The sequence below is a fragment of the Rhodanobacter panaciterrae genome (assembly GCF_014651895.1).
Taxonomy (GTDB): domain Bacteria; phylum Pseudomonadota; class Gammaproteobacteria; order Xanthomonadales; family Rhodanobacteraceae; genus Rhodanobacter; species Rhodanobacter panaciterrae.
The window spans coordinates 791330-804930 of the sequence record NZ_BMXT01000001.1 but is presented as its reverse complement, the minus strand read 5'-3'; the positions used below and the strand labels follow the sequence as shown (position 1 = coordinate 804930).

Here is a 13601-nt window from a genome sequence, read left to right as displayed (position 1 = left end):
CTGATCTTGCGTTGAACCTCAGCCAGCCGCTTCGCGCCGAGGCAGCTTCCAGCCCGGTCGAACGAAGTGGCAGGTATAGCCGTTGGGATAATGCTCGAGGTAATCCTGGTGCTCTGGCTCGGCTTCCCAGAAGTCGCCGGCGGGCGCCAGCTCGGTCACCACCTTGCCGGGCCACAGGCCAGAAGCGTTCACATCGGCGATGGTGTCTTCGGCCACCCTCTTCTGTTCCTCGGACGTGTAGAAGATCGCCGAACGATAAGCCGTGCCGCGATCATTGCCTTGCTGGTTCGGCGTGGACGGATCGTGGATCTGGAAGAAGAATTCCAGCAGCGTGCGATAACTCAGCGCGGATGGATCGAAGATGATTTCGACGCCTTCCGCATGGCTGCCGTGATGGCGGTAGGTCGCGTTCGGCACGTCACCGCCGGTGTAACCCACGCGGGTGGAGATCACCCCGGGATAACGGCGCAGCAAGTCCTGCACTCCCCAGAAGCAGCCACCCGCCAGCACCGCACGTTCGTTGCTCATCGCACGTCCTCCACCTGACCCAGATAATCGCCGTAACCCTCGGCCTGCATGTCATCGCGGTGGACGAAGCGCAGCGAGGCCGAGTTGATGCAGTAACGCAAACCGCCACGATCCCGCGGGCCATCGGGAAAGACGTGCCCGAGATGGCTGTCGCCGTGGGCCGAACGCACCTCGGTGCGAATCATGCCGTGCGTGCCGTCGCGCAATTCGTTGACGTTCGCGGGCTCGATCGGCCTGGTGAAACTCGGCCAACCGCAGCCCGATTCGAATTTGTCGGACGAAGCAAACAGCGGCTCGCCCGAGACGATGTCGACGTAGATGCCTGGCTGCTTGTTGTCCAGATATTCGCCGGTACCAGGTCGCTCGGTAGCGCTCTGCTGGGTGACGCGATACTGCTCCGGCGTTAGCTTCGCGATGGCATCGGGGTTCTTGCTGTACGTGCTCATGAGCCTCTCCTGCTGCAGACAACCGTCCCCGGCATGAACCGATAACCTGATCCGGACCGACAACGTCGCCGATAGATTGGGAATAGTGCATAGATTGGGGCGGCCGGGCGAAGCCCAACCTGCTCACTGATGCATTACGCGCCAGAGCCGCCCGCGGTTACATGCAGGACCGTGCGACGACAGCATTGCGGCCCCCGGCCTTGGCCAGGTAGAGCGCGCGATCGGCGACGGCGATCAGGGATTCCGGTGGCTGCCTCGGATCCGGGCGCCCCGCGCTGACACCGATGCTGACGGTGATATGATTGGCAATGACCGACGCAGGATGGCCGATCGCCAACGCCTCAACACGACGGCACAAATCCACGCCAAGCTGCTGCGCCGTGTCCAGGTCACATCCCGGTAGCAGCAACACGAACTCCTCGCCGCCGTAGCGCGAGACGTGGGCCTGCATGCCATCGACGATCTCGGCACACAACCGAGCCAGTTCGCGCAGGCATTCGTCGCCGAACACATGGCCGCAAGCGTCGTTGAGTGCCTTGAAGCAATCGACATCGACCAGCAGCAAAGCCAGCGACTCGCCCGACTGCGCATGCCGCTGCCACTCCTCGACGAGGCGCTGGTCGAAGCTGCGCCGGTTGGCGATGCCGGTGAGACCGTCGCTCATCGACAGCTGCTCCAGCTTGCGGTTGGCCAGCTCCAGTTCGCGCACCACGCGCGCGAGATGGACGGTGCCGGCGATCTGCAACGCGACCGCGTCGAACATCGCGCACACTTCCGCCGTGAAGAAATCCGCGGAGGTGCTTTCGAGGTTGAGTACCCCGTGCAGGTGTCCACGATGCCGGATCGGCACCAGGTACTCCGATTTCACATCGCGATTGCCGGGCACATAGTCCGCATCGGCTTGCACGTCGGTGATGAGCTGGGCCTCGCCGCTGCGTGCACAACGGCCGGCCGCGCCTATCGTCACCGGCCACGGCAGCTCGATCGGCAACTCGAGTCCAATGCCACCCGACCAGACTTCCTGCACGAAATGCGTGTCGTCGTCGTTAAGCAGGATGATGCTGGCAATCGCCACCGGCAGGCACCGCGCCACGCAATCGACGATCCGCTGCAGCACTGCTTCCAGCGTATCGCCCTGCAATGCCTCCATCGATACCTGCGCCAGGATCTCGGTGAGCATCGCGCGCCGGTCGGACGCATCGCGCTCGCCCCATGGCGAGCGCTGCTGATGCGCGTACTCGTCACATGCCGTGGGATGTGTCATGGCGGCGGCAGTTGGCCTGGGCGTTTGGTCGAGTCTACGACCAGTCGCTGGGTTAAAGGGTCAAAGCGGGGCAGACACCCGTGCTTGTGACGCCCTCTATTTCGCTTGCAGGGTAGCCATGGCCTGCTGTGCGTCCGCGTGTGCGCCATCCAGCGTCGTGGCCTTCACGCCATGCTCGGCCTGGGTCAGCGCCGCATGCAATTTGGACTCGCTGGCGGCATCGCCCTTGGCATCGACAATGGCGCCCTGGCCCTGGCCTTTGCACGGGTTCGCTTCCTGGGCGTCGTAGCCTTTGCCGGACGGCCCGACCAGACAGTTGATGACATGCTGCAGATGCGCATGCGCCATCTTCAGATCCGCCGCGCCGAGCGCCATGCCGGCGTGTGCGCTGGCCGTGCTGACCTGCTTCGATACCGCCGCACTGTCGGAACCCGCTGCTTGCGCGGCCATCGGCAGCGCGATCGCCAGCAGAAGCGTCGGTAACCACTGAATGACTTTCTTCGTCATGGCACAACTCCCGAACAACGCGGCATTCGCCGCAGTCCACACAGCATAGGCCCGTACTTCCCAGCGAAAAAGGGGAGCGTCGAGCCACGACAGCCGGCGGACACTGAGAAGAGGCTTGGCAAGCCCAGTCCCGAATGGCACCTCACCGCCCCGGCCACTCCCGTGGGTTACGATGCCGTCCTTTCGTCGCCTTGCGGCCAACCGCCGTTGTTCCTGGAGATTGCCCGTCGTGTCGCATTATTCCGGTCCCCTGCTCACGCGCCCGATTGCCGAGGCACTGCTGGCCGCGCGCGATGCCGGTGCGGGCGAATGGACTGGCTCGCTCGACCTGGGGATCTCGAACGGCAACGCACTGCTGGAGACGGATGCCTGGCAGTGGCGCGGTCAGCGTTATCCGTATCCGCACACGCTGAAAGACCGCACGCTTTATTACTGGGACGGCGACGAGCTCGCGCCGGTGGCGCGCTATGCCGGCTCGCTGATCAAGCTGGTGCCCACCGACTGGGGGGCACCCACCTTCGAGATCGACGGCATCAAGATGCTGCCCACCTCGAAGGAGTCGCCGTTCGAGGATGCACGCCGCAAGGTGGCGCTGATCGAGCCTCGTGGCAAGGTCGTGCTCGATACCTGTGGCGGTCTCGGCTACTTCGCGGCCTGCTGCCTGGAAGCCGGTGTGGCCCGCATTCACTCGTTCGAGAAGAATGCCGACGTGCTGTGGCTGCGCACGCTCAACCCGTGGTCGCCGGATCCCGACGCGGCCATCAGCGATGGCCGCCTGCAGCTCACCCATGCCGACGTGTCACAGGCGATCACGCAGATCGCCGACGCCTCAGTGGACGCGCTGCTGCACGACCCGCCGCGCTTCGGCATCGCTGGCGAGCTGTACTCGCAGGTTTTCTACGATCAGCTTGCGCGCGTGCTACGCCGCGGCGGACGCCTGTTCCACTACACCGGCAGCCCGAACAAACTCACTAGCGGCCGCGACGTGCCGCGCGAGGTGGAAAAACGCCTGGAAAAAGCCGGCTTCAAGGCGCAGCTCGCGCTGGACGGCGTGCTGGCAACCCGGCGCTGAGGCCACACCAAAACCGCGACCGGCATCAACGTCCTGGAGCAGATGCACCCTGACCACGGTTTGGTCACTGGTGCGCCAGGGCCTGATCGATCGCCTGTTGCGCCAGCGGTGCCATGACCGCGTAGCCGGTGGCTGTGGGATGTACGCCGTCGCTGGCGAGATGCTTGTCCATGCCGCCTTGCGCATTGGCGAGCGCACGGTAGTAGTCGAGATACGTGGCGCCAGACGAGGCGGCGTACAAGCGCAGCCACGCGTTGAGCGTGCGGATCTTCCCAGCCGGCTGCAAACCGGGCTGCCAGGGATAGTCACTGACCGGCAGCACCGAGGCGAGAATGACGTGGATATGGTTGGCCTGCGCCAGTTCCGTCATGGCGCGAAAGTTGTCCTCGATCATCGGCAGCGTGGCCAGGCCCGTGTTGCCCGCGATGTCGTTGGTGCCGGCGAGAATGACTACCGCTGCAGGGTGCAGATCGATCACGTCCTGGCGAAAGCGCAACACCATCTGGGCCGTGGTCTGCCCCGAAATGCCGCGGTTGATGTACGGCTTGCCGGGGAAGAACGTGGTGCCTTTGACGCGCCCCCAGGCATCGGTGATGGAGTCGCCGAAAAAGACCACGCGTGCCTGGCCGGGTGCCGGCGGCGCGAGCTGGGCATTGTCGGCGCGATAGCGGTTCAACTGCGGCCAGTCAGCCAGTTGCTGCTGCATGGACGCGACCTGGTCCGTGCTGAGCGAGGCCGGCGGCGCCGTGTACAGCGGATTGATGGCGACAGGTGCCGATCCGGCCACTTGACCACTGGCATGCAGCGCAAGCGGGATGCCAGCGAGCAGAACAAAGGCCGCGACCAAGGATGACGGGAAGCTCATGCTCAAATCTCCTCGCGTGACCCGCGCTGCCATTGGGTAGGTGCCGGCAGCGCGAGAGGTGATGTCGGAACCTACTCGTACACCGACAGTTCGACCAGGCTCGCCAGCGGCCGCGATGTCCCGGCCGAGGTGGAAAAAGCGGGAGACAGCCCGCTTCAAAGTGTCGCTCGCTCAGGACGGGGCGTACTTGCGGCACGGCGCCGAACCATGGGCTCATCTGACGGATACCGGCTCAATCTGGCTCGATTTGGTTAATTTTCTTGACATGATGTTAGATATGTTTGACATTACGTACACCATAGCTAACTCAACGGTCCACATCATGTCATCACTTCAAAAGCGCGCATGGCTCGCCTTGTGGAGCATGTGCCCCGTCTACTGCGTCTACTTCGTGGCCCAGATCGGGCTTCCGTACCTGCAGCCGACGATGCTGGAACGCATCGCCTGCCTCGCCGTGGTGGCCAGCCTTCATGCCGTGGCCTATATCTGCGGCCTGCTGGTGATCAAGCGGCATGAAGCTGGCGAGCCGCTCCTCGAGGACGAGCGCGACCGCGCCATCGACGGACGCGCGACCCGCACGGCTTATTTCATCCTGCTGACGGGCATGATCGTGGTTGGCATGGTCATGCCGTTCAACAACAGCGGCTGGGAGCTCGTCAACGCTGCCCTGTTCTTCATCGTGCTGACCGAGACGGCGCGCTATGCACTGATTCTGATCGGCTACCGGCAGCCACGTCTTGCCCACTGAAACGATGACCAACGAGGTGCGTCTGCTGCGCTTCCTCGCGCAGGACATGACGCAGGCGGAACTCGGCAAGCGCGTGGGCCTCACCCGCCAGACCATCGCCGCGATCGAACAAGGGCGCTATTCGCCGTCGCTGGATGTCGCCTTCCGTATCGCCCATGTGTTCGGCAAGGGGATCGACGACGTGTTCCACTGGCAGCCGGGCGGAGATGATCGAAACGGGGATTGAGAAGGTGTCCATCAAACCCGGGCCAGCTCACTCCATCCATCGGCTTTGTCATTCGCTCTAGGTGCGCTCCAGCGCCGAAGTTGTCCTACTATCGAACGATGGACACATTGACTACCCCGCCATCGAACGACACCCCGCGCGGCAGCCTGGCCTGCGTCGGCATGGGCATGACCCTGGGCTCCCACCTCACCCCGCTGGCACGCAGCCATATCGAGCAGGCGGACGTGGTATTTGCCGCGCTTTCCGATGGCATCGTGGAGCTGTGGCTGCAGCGCATGCATCCTGATGTGCGCAGCCTCCAGCCCTACTACGCGGAGGGCAAGTCGAGGATGGTCACGTATCGGCAGTGGGTCGAGCTGATGATGACCGAGGTGCGTGCCGGCAAGAAGGTCTGCGGAGTGTTCTACGGCCATCCCGGCATCTTCGCCTGGTCGCCGCACAAGGTCATCGAAGTTGCGCGTGCGGAGGGTTTCGCAGCGCACATGGAACCGGGTATTTCCGCCGAAGACTGTCTCTACGCCGATCTTGGCATCGATCCCGGCCGCCTCGGTTGCCAGCACTTCGAAGCCAGCCAGCTGCTTTTCTATGAGCGCCGCATCGATCCCACCGGCTATCTGATCCTGTGGCAGGTCGGGCTGGTCGGCGACTTGTCGTTGAAGCGCTTTTCCACCGGGCCAGCGTATCGACAGGTCCTGGTGGACGTGCTGAGCCAGGACTATCCGCTCGACCACGAAGTGATCATCTACCGCGGCGTCACCTTGCCGATCCAGAAACCACGCATCCACCGTATCGTGCTGCGTGATTTACCCAACGCTACATTGACCGCAGAGGAAACGGTGGTACTGCCTCCAGCCGCGCCTTTGAAGCTGAATCTAGCCATGCGTGAACGGTTGATGGAGCTGGACAAGGCATATTCCGTCGCTTGAAACAAACATGGGTAACGAAGGAGTGCAGCCTTCCATACATGGCGCATCACAGGGGAAACAGAGTTTCGATGGCGCGCCGTTTGATCGTCAAATATTGATGACCGCCGTTATGATGTTTATCAAGCCCATGGCCGCATGGCCCGGCTTGCAATCCGCATCAACCTGATGCTTGAAAATCACGGGGAACAGGGGAAAACACATGTCAGACACGATTGAGTTGCTGAATGCGATTGGCCAGGACGCCACGCTGCGCCATGCATCCGCCGACGAGCTTGCGCCCATCCTCGAACAGGCAAAAGCGTCCGAAGCGCTCAAGTCAGCCGTCGCTGCTGGCGACAGCTCGCTTCTGTTCGAAGAACTCGGGCACAAGCCGAATCATGCACCTCAGATCACCAATGCGCCGGGGCATGAGGAAGAGGAGGAAGAGGAGGAGCACCATGACGGCGACCACAAGCCGCATCATCCATCTGAACCCGATCACCACAAGCCGCACAAACAGTAGTTTCACGCCCTATGTCCATCGGCCGGCAACGCAGGGGACCGGGAACCGCTTTGGCGGGCCTGCTTCTCTGCGCCCTGATGCAGGCAAACTACGCCGCCGACACAGCCAAGATTAGCGACGCAAGCGCATTCCTCGATCAAACCGAAAGCCTGCGCATCAAGGACCACCGGCAGTTCATCCAACGGCTGGAGCAAATCCACCGCGAGTCGCCCACGCTTAGCACAGCCGACCAATGGCACCTGCGCTATCTCGATGCACTTGAGTCTTCGCTGGATGGCAAATACGTCGCCGCGGAGCAGCCGCTGCGCGATGTGATCGATCATTCGGGCGATCCGATGCTAGCCGCCAAGGCATCGGCACTTCTCATGAACAACCTGGCGGTCGGTCGTCGCTACGAAGACGCCTTCAAGCTGACTCAACAGCTCACGATCGACCTGCCCCGGATTCAGGACAAGACAGTCCGCCTCCAAGTCCTCGGCTACCTGTCGCAGGTGTTGAACTTGGCCGGACAGACGGATCTGGCGATCAAGTACGCCCACATGATGGAGGACGCCGTTCCTCCAGGCATGACCTCGTGCTACCCGCGCTCCAAGCTGGTTGCCGCGCTCTGGAACGCCAAGCGGCTGACTTCTTCCAGCCCGGAACTGAAGCAGGCCATCGATACGTGCGAAGCGTCTCGACAGCCCATCGTGGCAACAGCCATGCAGCTCATCCTTGGCACCCTCCACCTCGAAGAACACCAGCCTGCCAAAACATTGTCGCTGCTCGACCAGATAGCACCTGGCATCCAGGTCAACCATTACTACCCGCACACGCTATCCGCGCAGGTGCAGCGAGCTCAGGCGTATGAACAGCTAGGTAAAGACGAAGACGCCCGGAAGGCCGCGCTCGCGGCCGTGGCGATGGCCAGCCCGGACGACATCAACGACTATCTCAAGGATGCCTATGAGGTGCTCTACCGCGTCGCGAAGCGGCACGGCAACACGACTTCCGCGCTTGCCTACTACGAGCATTATGTCGCCCAGGACAAGGGCTCGCTCGATGATGCCACTGCTCAGGCATTGGCCTATCAAACAGTCCAGCAGCAAGTCCTGACCCACAAGCTCGAAACCGAAGAACTCGGCAAGCAGAACAGTATTCTTCGATTGCAACAGGCACTGGACACCAAGGCCGTCGAGACCAGTCGGCTCTATATCATCCTGTTGCTGGCGGCGTTCGGATTCATCGTACTTTGGCTTTACCGGCTCAAGCGCTCGCAGCTTGGCTTCAAGCGGCTGTCCCATCACGACAGCCTCACCGGCATTTTCAACCATCAGCATTTCATCGGCGAGGCCGAGCGCGTCCTGAATGTGCTGCAGAAGAAGTTCGGCCATGCCTGCCTGGTATCCATCGACCTGGATCACTTCAAGCAGGTCAACGATACCCATGGCCACGCCATGGGCGATGCCGTACTGAGGCGCACCGTCGCTGTCTGCCAGCAACAATTGCGCCCCGCCGACTTGTTTGGCCGTCTGGGTGGCGAGGAATTCGGCATTCTGCTGCACGAGTGCTCCCGCGAGCAGGGCATGGATATCGCCAATCGCATCCGGATCGCCATCGGCGCATCGCCGATGGAAAAAGACGGGGATGTCATATCGATTTCCGCCAGCGTCGGCCTGGCCTCCACCGACACTTCCGGCTATCAGCTGCAACGGCTTTGCATGGAAGCGGATGCGGCGCTCTATCGCGCCAAGCGCGCCGGACGCAATCGGGTCATCGCCGATACTGAGAACGACAGCCTGGTCGAGGCCTGAAAGGTCAATGTGCAAGTTAGAGTCAACGCGCCACCAGCGGTTGGCGCTTGCAACTTATCCACGTCGATTCGCCGACGCTTCGATGCATGCACTGCAACACGGCAAACCACATTTCGGTATTGACTGCCGTCAATCTGGTGAAAAGGATTGCAGGCCACTCTGGCCAACTAATTAGCTACAACGGCTTCCCTTCTAAGTTGAATATTCACTACTATCCTAAGCATGAGCAAACTTATTCTCCGTACTTCAAATGACGCCCAACGAGGCAGCCTGGCGTGCGTGGGCATGGGCATGACCTTAGGCTCTCACCTCACTCCGCTGGCACGCAGCCATATCGAGCAGGCGGACGTGGTATTTGCGGCACTTTCCGATGGTACCGTGGAGATGTGGCTGCAACGCATGCATCCAGATGTGCGCAGCTTGCAGTCCTACTACGCTGAGGGCAAGTCGAGGAGGATTACGTATCAGCAATGGGTCGATCTGATGATGTTCGAGGTGCGTGCCGGCAAGAAGGTTTGCGGCGTGTTCTATGGTCACCCCGGTATCTTCGCTTGGTCGCCACACAAGGTCATCGAGGTCGCGCGTGCCGAGGGTTTCGCAGCGCACATGGAACCGGGCATTTCCGCCGAAGACTGTCTCTATGCCGATCTGGGCATCGACCCGGGCCGCTTCGGATGTCAGCACTTCGAGGCCAGCCAGCTGCTTTTCTATGAGCGCCGAATCGATCCCACCGGATACCTGATCCTGTGGCAGGTCGGGCTAGTCGGTGACTTGTCGTTGAAGCGCTTTTCCACCGGGCCAGCGTACCGGCAGGTGCTGGTGGATCTCTTGAGCAAAGACTATCCGCTTGATCACGAAGTGATCATCTATCGCTGTGCCACCTTGCCGATCCAGAAGCCAAGAATTCACCGTATCGTCCTGCGCGATTTGCCCGACGTCACATTGACCGCGGAAGAGACGGTGATACTGGCTCCCGCTTCACCCTTGAAGCCAAATCTCGCCATGCGTGAGCGATTGGCGGACTTGGACAAGGAATATTCCATCGCTTGAACTGATACAGAAACAAGGAAGTGGGGCCCCGTCTGCGCGAGGCGCGTGACAGGAAAGCGGGACCATGATGACGCTTCAATCAATACATGTTGATAACTACTGTCATGATGTTTTATTAAGTCAATGCTCACTTGATTCGGCTTACAACTCGCATCAACCTGATGTTTGAAGGTCACATAGAACAGGAGAAGCATATGTTAGACACGATTGAACTGCTGGATGCCATCGGCCAAAACGCTACACTGCGTTATGCTTCGACCGATGTGCTTGCACATACGTTAGAACAGGTAGATGCATCAAGTGCACTCAAAGCCGCCACCTTGTCTGGTGACAGTTCACTCTTAGCCGACGAACTCGGACAAAAGAAGATATATGCCCCTCATACTCAGTTTTTTTGGGGCGACGAGGATTAACCAAAGCAAATTTCGATAACGATAATTCACGCCAAGAATCCGATCTCGGTGAAGAATTGCTAGACCAATAGTTGGTAGATTGCCTCGCCTATTGACTCACTGTTGGCCATGGCCGCTTTGCGGCCATGGCCTTTTGCTTTATGCGCAAGAGCTCGCCTATGGCTTTCACACTCAGTTAACGCCCTTACGATGGCCTAGCAGGTAATGCAACTACTGGTTCTGACCATGAAGCTGGCAACCGAAGAACTCAGCAAGCAGAACAGCATTCTTCATTCTTCTTCGGCCGTCTGGGCGGCGAAGAATTCGGCATCCTGCTGCACGAGTGCTCCCGCAAGCAGGGCTTGGATATCGCCAATCGCATCCGGATCGCCATCGGCACATCGCCGATGGAAAAAGACGACTGTGTCATATCGATTTCCGCCAGCGTCGGCCTGGCCTCCACCGACACTTCCGGCTACCAGCTGCAACGGCTTTGCATGGAAGCGGATGCGGCGCTCTATCGCGCCAAGCGCGCCGGACGCAATCGGGTCATTGCCGATACCGAGAGCGGCAGCCTGGCCGAAGCCTGAGGATTACAGGTCGCGACATCCGGATAGGCGCTTTTGGCGTATAAAGCTGATGCCCTCCCTCGCCGTCCCAGGATCGTTCCCATGAAGTCTTCACTGAAGCTCGCTGCACTCGCTCTTGTCGTTACCGCCACTCTGGCGTCACCGGCTTTCGCCGCACTGAAGGAAGGCGCGCAGGCGCCCGATTTTTCCGCGCCGGCCTATCTCGCCGGCAAGCCCTTCACGTTCAAGCTCGCCGACGCCCTGAAGCAGGGTCCCGTGGTGGTCTATTTCTTCCCCGCCGCACACACGTCGGGCTGCAATGTGGAGGCTCACCTGTTCTCGGAGGCCATCGACAAGTTCAAGGCGCAGCATGCCACCGTGATCGGTGTCACCGCCGGCAACATCACCGAGCTGGCCGATTTCTCGAAGGAAACCGAACACTGCGGTGGCAAGTTCCCGGTCGCCGCCGATGACGGCGCGAAGATCGCGAAGGAATACGACGCCATGTTGCTGCTGAGGCCCGGCTGGTCGAACCGGACCTCGTACGTGATCGCTCCATCGGGGAAAATCACCCACGTCTATTCGGACCTCAGCCCGAAGAAACATGTGGAAGAGACACTCAATGCGGTGAAAGCGCTCGAGCAACCGGATAGCACCGCGAAGTAAACGTGGCTCCGATAACAGCCAGATAGCGCAGGGGCCACTTCTTCGGGAGGTGACCCCTGCCATGTTGTCGCGATAGCGTTACCGACCCTGCCCTATTTGCGCGCCGCGATGATCTCGCTCAGGTAATCCGGCGTGCCCTCGATGCGTACCAGATGCGGGTATTGCAGGCCGCCGTGGTAATCCACCGGCACCGTGCGGTAACCGCCCTGGTACTTCAGCAGCAACTGGATCGGTGCCTTGTTGTTCTTGGCCGCCGCGATCGCGCTCTTCAGTACGTCACTTGAGTAGTCCTGACCGTTCACGGCAACCAGGCTGGCACCGGTGCTAACGCCGGCCTTGAACGCCGGCCCGTCCCAGCGCACGTCGTTGACCTCGCCCTTGTCGGTCATCGTCAGGCCGATCGACCAGGCGAAGTTGTACAGATGGCGGGACGGTTCCGGCCGGCTGTTGTACTGCTTCTCGTACCCGCTCTCCTGATCGGTGTAGACCAGTTTCCAGCCGGTCGCCGCGATACCGTTTTCCAGCGGTGGATTGAGCGTCTGCACGCGCGCATGCAGGAAGCTCGCCCAGTCGTACTTGGCCACGCCGTTCAGCGCTGCCACCACGTCGTCGAAGGTGTAGGTTTTGGTGACGTAGCTGCCGTTGTCGACGCCGAAGAATGCACTCGCGAAATCGTCCAGCGATTTATGGTCCTGCGTGAGGGCGCGCAGCTTGGCGTCCACTTCCAGCCACATCATCTGGCCGCCGCTGTAGTAATCCTCGCTCATCTGCCAGCTGCGGTACGGCAGGCTCGAGCGGCGCGCGGCGGTCGCGTCGTTGGTGGTGTCTTCCAGCGTGCGCCACTGGAAACCTGCGCGGTTGCGCTCGTAGTTGGCCGCCTCCATCGCCAGCGCGTCGCGGAACTCCTGCGGCGTCCACATGCCGGCGCGCGCAGTGAGTATGTAACCCCAGTACTGCGTCTGCCCCTCGTACACCCACAGCAGCGAATCGCCCATCGGCACGTTGAAGTTGGGTGTCCACAGGTCGGACGGACGGCGGAACTTGCCGTTCCACGAATGGGTGTACTCGTGCGCCAGCAGGTCGCGGCCAGGCGAGTTGTCGCTCCAGGCAGTGAAGTAGTCGGCACCCATGCCGTCCTCGCTGGACTGGTGATGCTCGGTGCCGTTGCCGGCCAGCACGTCCGACAGCGAGAACAGGAAGTCGTAATGGTCGTAGTGGTGCGAGCCGAACAGCTTCACCGCCTGCGTCACCAGCGCGCGATGCACGTTCAACTGCTCGGGCGTCATCTCCAGGTACTTCGGTGCATCGGCGACGATGTCCAGATGCACCGGCGCGTCACCGCCCGGGTTGAGATCGACGCGCTTGAAGTACTTGCCCGCGTAGATCGGCGAATCGACCAGGTTGTTGAACGTGACCGACTTGAAGGTCGTGGTGTCGCCCGACTGCGAGGCCGTCTCGAGCGCGGTGCCGAGCTGCCAGCCATGCGCCAGCGTCACGCTGGGTGCAACGGTGATACCGCGCGAAAAATAGCCGGCCGGATAGAGCGACACCTTGCTCCATTCCATGTCCATCATGCGGTCGGTGATCTCGAACCCTTCGTTGTCGGTGCGACCGGACATGTACTGGAAGGTCGCATCGACCGTGGAGACGCCCGCGGGTACGTCGAGATGGAACGCGTACACGTTGTACTTGTCGCGCTTCCACATCAGCCGCTTGCCGTTGGCGCGGAGTTCGAGGCCGGCGAGCATGGCGATCGGGCCGGTCGGCGAGTGGTCGCCGGGAATCCACTGTGGGTACAGCAGCGTCAATGCGCCGGCCGTGACGGGAATCGTCTCGTGCACGCGGAAGATGCCTTGCGCCGTGTCGCTGGCATCGACATGAAGCGCGATCGTGCCGGCATAGGGCGTGTCTTGTGGCGGGGGCACCTGGTCGGTTCGCGGATCCTGCGCACAGACGGCACCTGTCGCGATGGCCATCGATATGGCCACAGCAAGGCGTACGAGCTTGCGACGCGCGTCAAACGACGATCGGGAGAGAGAGGGAACGG

General features: G+C 61.3%; 15 protein-coding genes and 1 pseudogene. 10 read left to right on the top strand and 6 right to left on the bottom strand.

Annotated features, from left to right (window positions below; all coding sequences use genetic code 11):
- Positions 1-18: 18 nt before the first annotated feature.
- From msrA to IE071_RS03620, 4 genes are all read right to left on the bottom strand, one after another.
- Positions 19-528: a peptide-methionine (S)-S-oxide reductase MsrA gene (msrA, locus tag IE071_RS03635; protein ID WP_189439789.1), complete on the bottom strand. Its 510-nt coding sequence runs from the start codon at positions 526-528 to the stop codon at positions 19-21.
- Positions 525-974, bottom strand: a complete 450-nt coding sequence (msrB, locus tag IE071_RS03630; RefSeq protein WP_189439788.1) for a peptide-methionine (R)-S-oxide reductase MsrB — start codon at positions 972-974, stop codon at positions 525-527. The genes msrA and msrB overlap by 4 nt, the downstream gene beginning before the upstream one ends.
- 157 nt (positions 975-1131) lie before the next feature.
- Entirely contained in the window at positions 1132-2238 is a 1107-nt protein-coding gene (locus IE071_RS03625) for a sensor domain-containing diguanylate cyclase (RefSeq protein ID WP_189439787.1), read from the bottom strand.
- Between the two features lie 96 nt (positions 2239-2334).
- On the bottom strand, positions 2335-2745 hold the full coding sequence (locus tag IE071_RS03620) for a hypothetical protein (protein ID WP_189439786.1): 411 nt from the start codon (positions 2743-2745) through the stop codon (positions 2335-2337).
- A 172-nt stretch (positions 2746-2917) separates the two neighbouring features.
- Between IE071_RS03620 and IE071_RS03615 the strand changes: the two genes are divergently transcribed.
- Positions 2918-3817, top strand: coding sequence for a class I SAM-dependent methyltransferase (locus tag IE071_RS03615; protein ID WP_189439785.1), 900 nt, complete (start codon positions 2918-2920; stop codon positions 3815-3817).
- 64 nt (positions 3818-3881) lie between these two features.
- Here IE071_RS03615 and IE071_RS03610 read toward each other — a convergent pair whose 3' ends face one another.
- The gene (locus IE071_RS03610; protein ID WP_189439784.1) at positions 3882-4682 is read right to left on the bottom strand and encodes an SGNH/GDSL hydrolase family protein; all 801 of its coding nucleotides are present in this window, start codon (positions 4680-4682) and stop codon (positions 3882-3884) included.
- A gap of 277 nt (positions 4683-4959) precedes the next feature.
- Between IE071_RS03610 and IE071_RS03605 the strand changes: the two genes are divergently transcribed.
- From IE071_RS03605 to IE071_RS03565, 9 genes and pseudogenes are all read left to right on the top strand, one after another.
- Positions 4960-5430, top strand: coding sequence for a DUF2178 domain-containing protein (locus tag IE071_RS03605; RefSeq protein WP_189439783.1), 471 nt, complete (start codon positions 4960-4962; stop codon positions 5428-5430).
- A gap of 4 nt (positions 5431-5434) precedes the next feature.
- Entirely contained in the window at positions 5435-5656 is a 222-nt protein-coding gene (locus tag IE071_RS03600) for a helix-turn-helix transcriptional regulator (protein ID WP_189439782.1), read from the top strand.
- Between the two features lie 98 nt (positions 5657-5754).
- On the top strand, positions 5755-6582 hold the full coding sequence (locus IE071_RS03595; RefSeq protein ID WP_189439781.1) for an SAM-dependent methyltransferase: 828 nt from the start codon (positions 5755-5757) through the stop codon (positions 6580-6582).
- A 169-nt stretch (positions 6583-6751) separates the two neighbouring features.
- Positions 6752-7084 (top strand): hypothetical protein, encoded by a 333-nt coding sequence (locus tag IE071_RS03590; RefSeq protein ID WP_229792728.1) that lies wholly within the window; start codon positions 6752-6754, stop codon positions 7082-7084.
- Positions 7085-7161: 77 nt separating this feature from the next.
- On the top strand, positions 7162-8877 hold the full coding sequence (locus tag IE071_RS03585; protein ID WP_229792727.1) for a GGDEF domain-containing protein: 1716 nt from the start codon (positions 7162-7164) through the stop codon (positions 8875-8877).
- 222 nt (positions 8878-9099) lie between these two features.
- Positions 9100-9927, top strand: a complete 828-nt coding sequence (locus tag IE071_RS03580) for an SAM-dependent methyltransferase (protein ID WP_189439779.1) — start codon at positions 9100-9102, stop codon at positions 9925-9927.
- Positions 9928-10121: 194 nt separating this feature from the next.
- Complete coding sequence (locus IE071_RS03575; protein WP_189439778.1) at positions 10122-10340, top strand: hypothetical protein; 219 nt, start codon at positions 10122-10124, stop codon at positions 10338-10340.
- A 281-nt stretch (positions 10341-10621) separates the two neighbouring features.
- Positions 10622-10909 (top strand): annotated as a pseudogene (locus IE071_RS03570) (GGDEF domain-containing protein); the annotation flags it as partial.
- An 81-nt stretch (positions 10910-10990) separates the two neighbouring features.
- Positions 10991-11554, top strand: a complete 564-nt coding sequence (locus IE071_RS03565) for a peroxiredoxin (protein ID WP_189439777.1) — start codon at positions 10991-10993, stop codon at positions 11552-11554.
- Positions 11555-11646: 92 nt separating this feature from the next.
- Here IE071_RS03565 and IE071_RS03560 read toward each other — a convergent pair whose 3' ends face one another.
- Complete coding sequence (locus IE071_RS03560; RefSeq protein WP_229792726.1) at positions 11647-13530, bottom strand: M61 family metallopeptidase; 1884 nt, start codon at positions 13528-13530, stop codon at positions 11647-11649.
- Positions 13531-13601 lie beyond the last annotated feature (71 nt).

Bases quoted from the DNA above. Each gene is read 5' to 3' on its own strand.
- IE071_RS03610 (WP_189439784.1), bottom strand. From the start codon at position 4,682: ATGAGCTTCCCGTCATCCTTGGTCGCGGCCTTTGTTCTGCTCGCTGGC.
- IE071_RS03585 (WP_229792727.1), top strand. From the start codon at position 7,162: ATGCAGGCAAACTACGCCGCCGACACAGCCAAGATTAGCGACGCAAGC.
- IE071_RS03565 (WP_189439777.1), top strand. From the start codon at position 10,991: ATGAAGTCTTCACTGAAGCTCGCTGCACTCGCTCTTGTCGTTACCGCC.
- IE071_RS03625 (WP_189439787.1), bottom strand. From the start codon at position 2,238: ATGACACATCCCACGGCATGTGACGAGTACGCGCATCAGCAGCGCTCG.
- IE071_RS03600 (WP_189439782.1), top strand. From the start codon at position 5,435: ATGACCAACGAGGTGCGTCTGCTGCGCTTCCTCGCGCAGGACATGACG.
- IE071_RS03560 (WP_229792726.1), bottom strand. From the start codon at position 13,530: ATGGCCATCGCGACAGGTGCCGTCTGTGCGCAGGATCCGCGAACCGAC.
- IE071_RS03615 (WP_189439785.1), top strand. From the start codon at position 2,918: ATGCCGTCCTTTCGTCGCCTTGCGGCCAACCGCCGTTGTTCCTGGAGA.
- IE071_RS03620 (WP_189439786.1), bottom strand. From the start codon at position 2,745: ATGACGAAGAAAGTCATTCAGTGGTTACCGACGCTTCTGCTGGCGATC.
- IE071_RS03595 (WP_189439781.1), top strand. From the start codon at position 5,755: ATGGACACATTGACTACCCCGCCATCGAACGACACCCCGCGCGGCAGC.
- IE071_RS03575 (WP_189439778.1), top strand. From the start codon at position 10,122: ATGTTAGACACGATTGAACTGCTGGATGCCATCGGCCAAAACGCTACA.
- IE071_RS03605 (WP_189439783.1), top strand. From the start codon at position 4,960: ATGTTTGACATTACGTACACCATAGCTAACTCAACGGTCCACATCATG.
- msrB (WP_189439788.1), bottom strand. From the start codon at position 974: ATGAGCACGTACAGCAAGAACCCCGATGCCATCGCGAAGCTAACGCCG.
- msrA (WP_189439789.1), bottom strand. From the start codon at position 528: ATGAGCAACGAACGTGCGGTGCTGGCGGGTGGCTGCTTCTGGGGAGTG.
- IE071_RS03580 (WP_189439779.1), top strand. From the start codon at position 9,100: ATGAGCAAACTTATTCTCCGTACTTCAAATGACGCCCAACGAGGCAGC.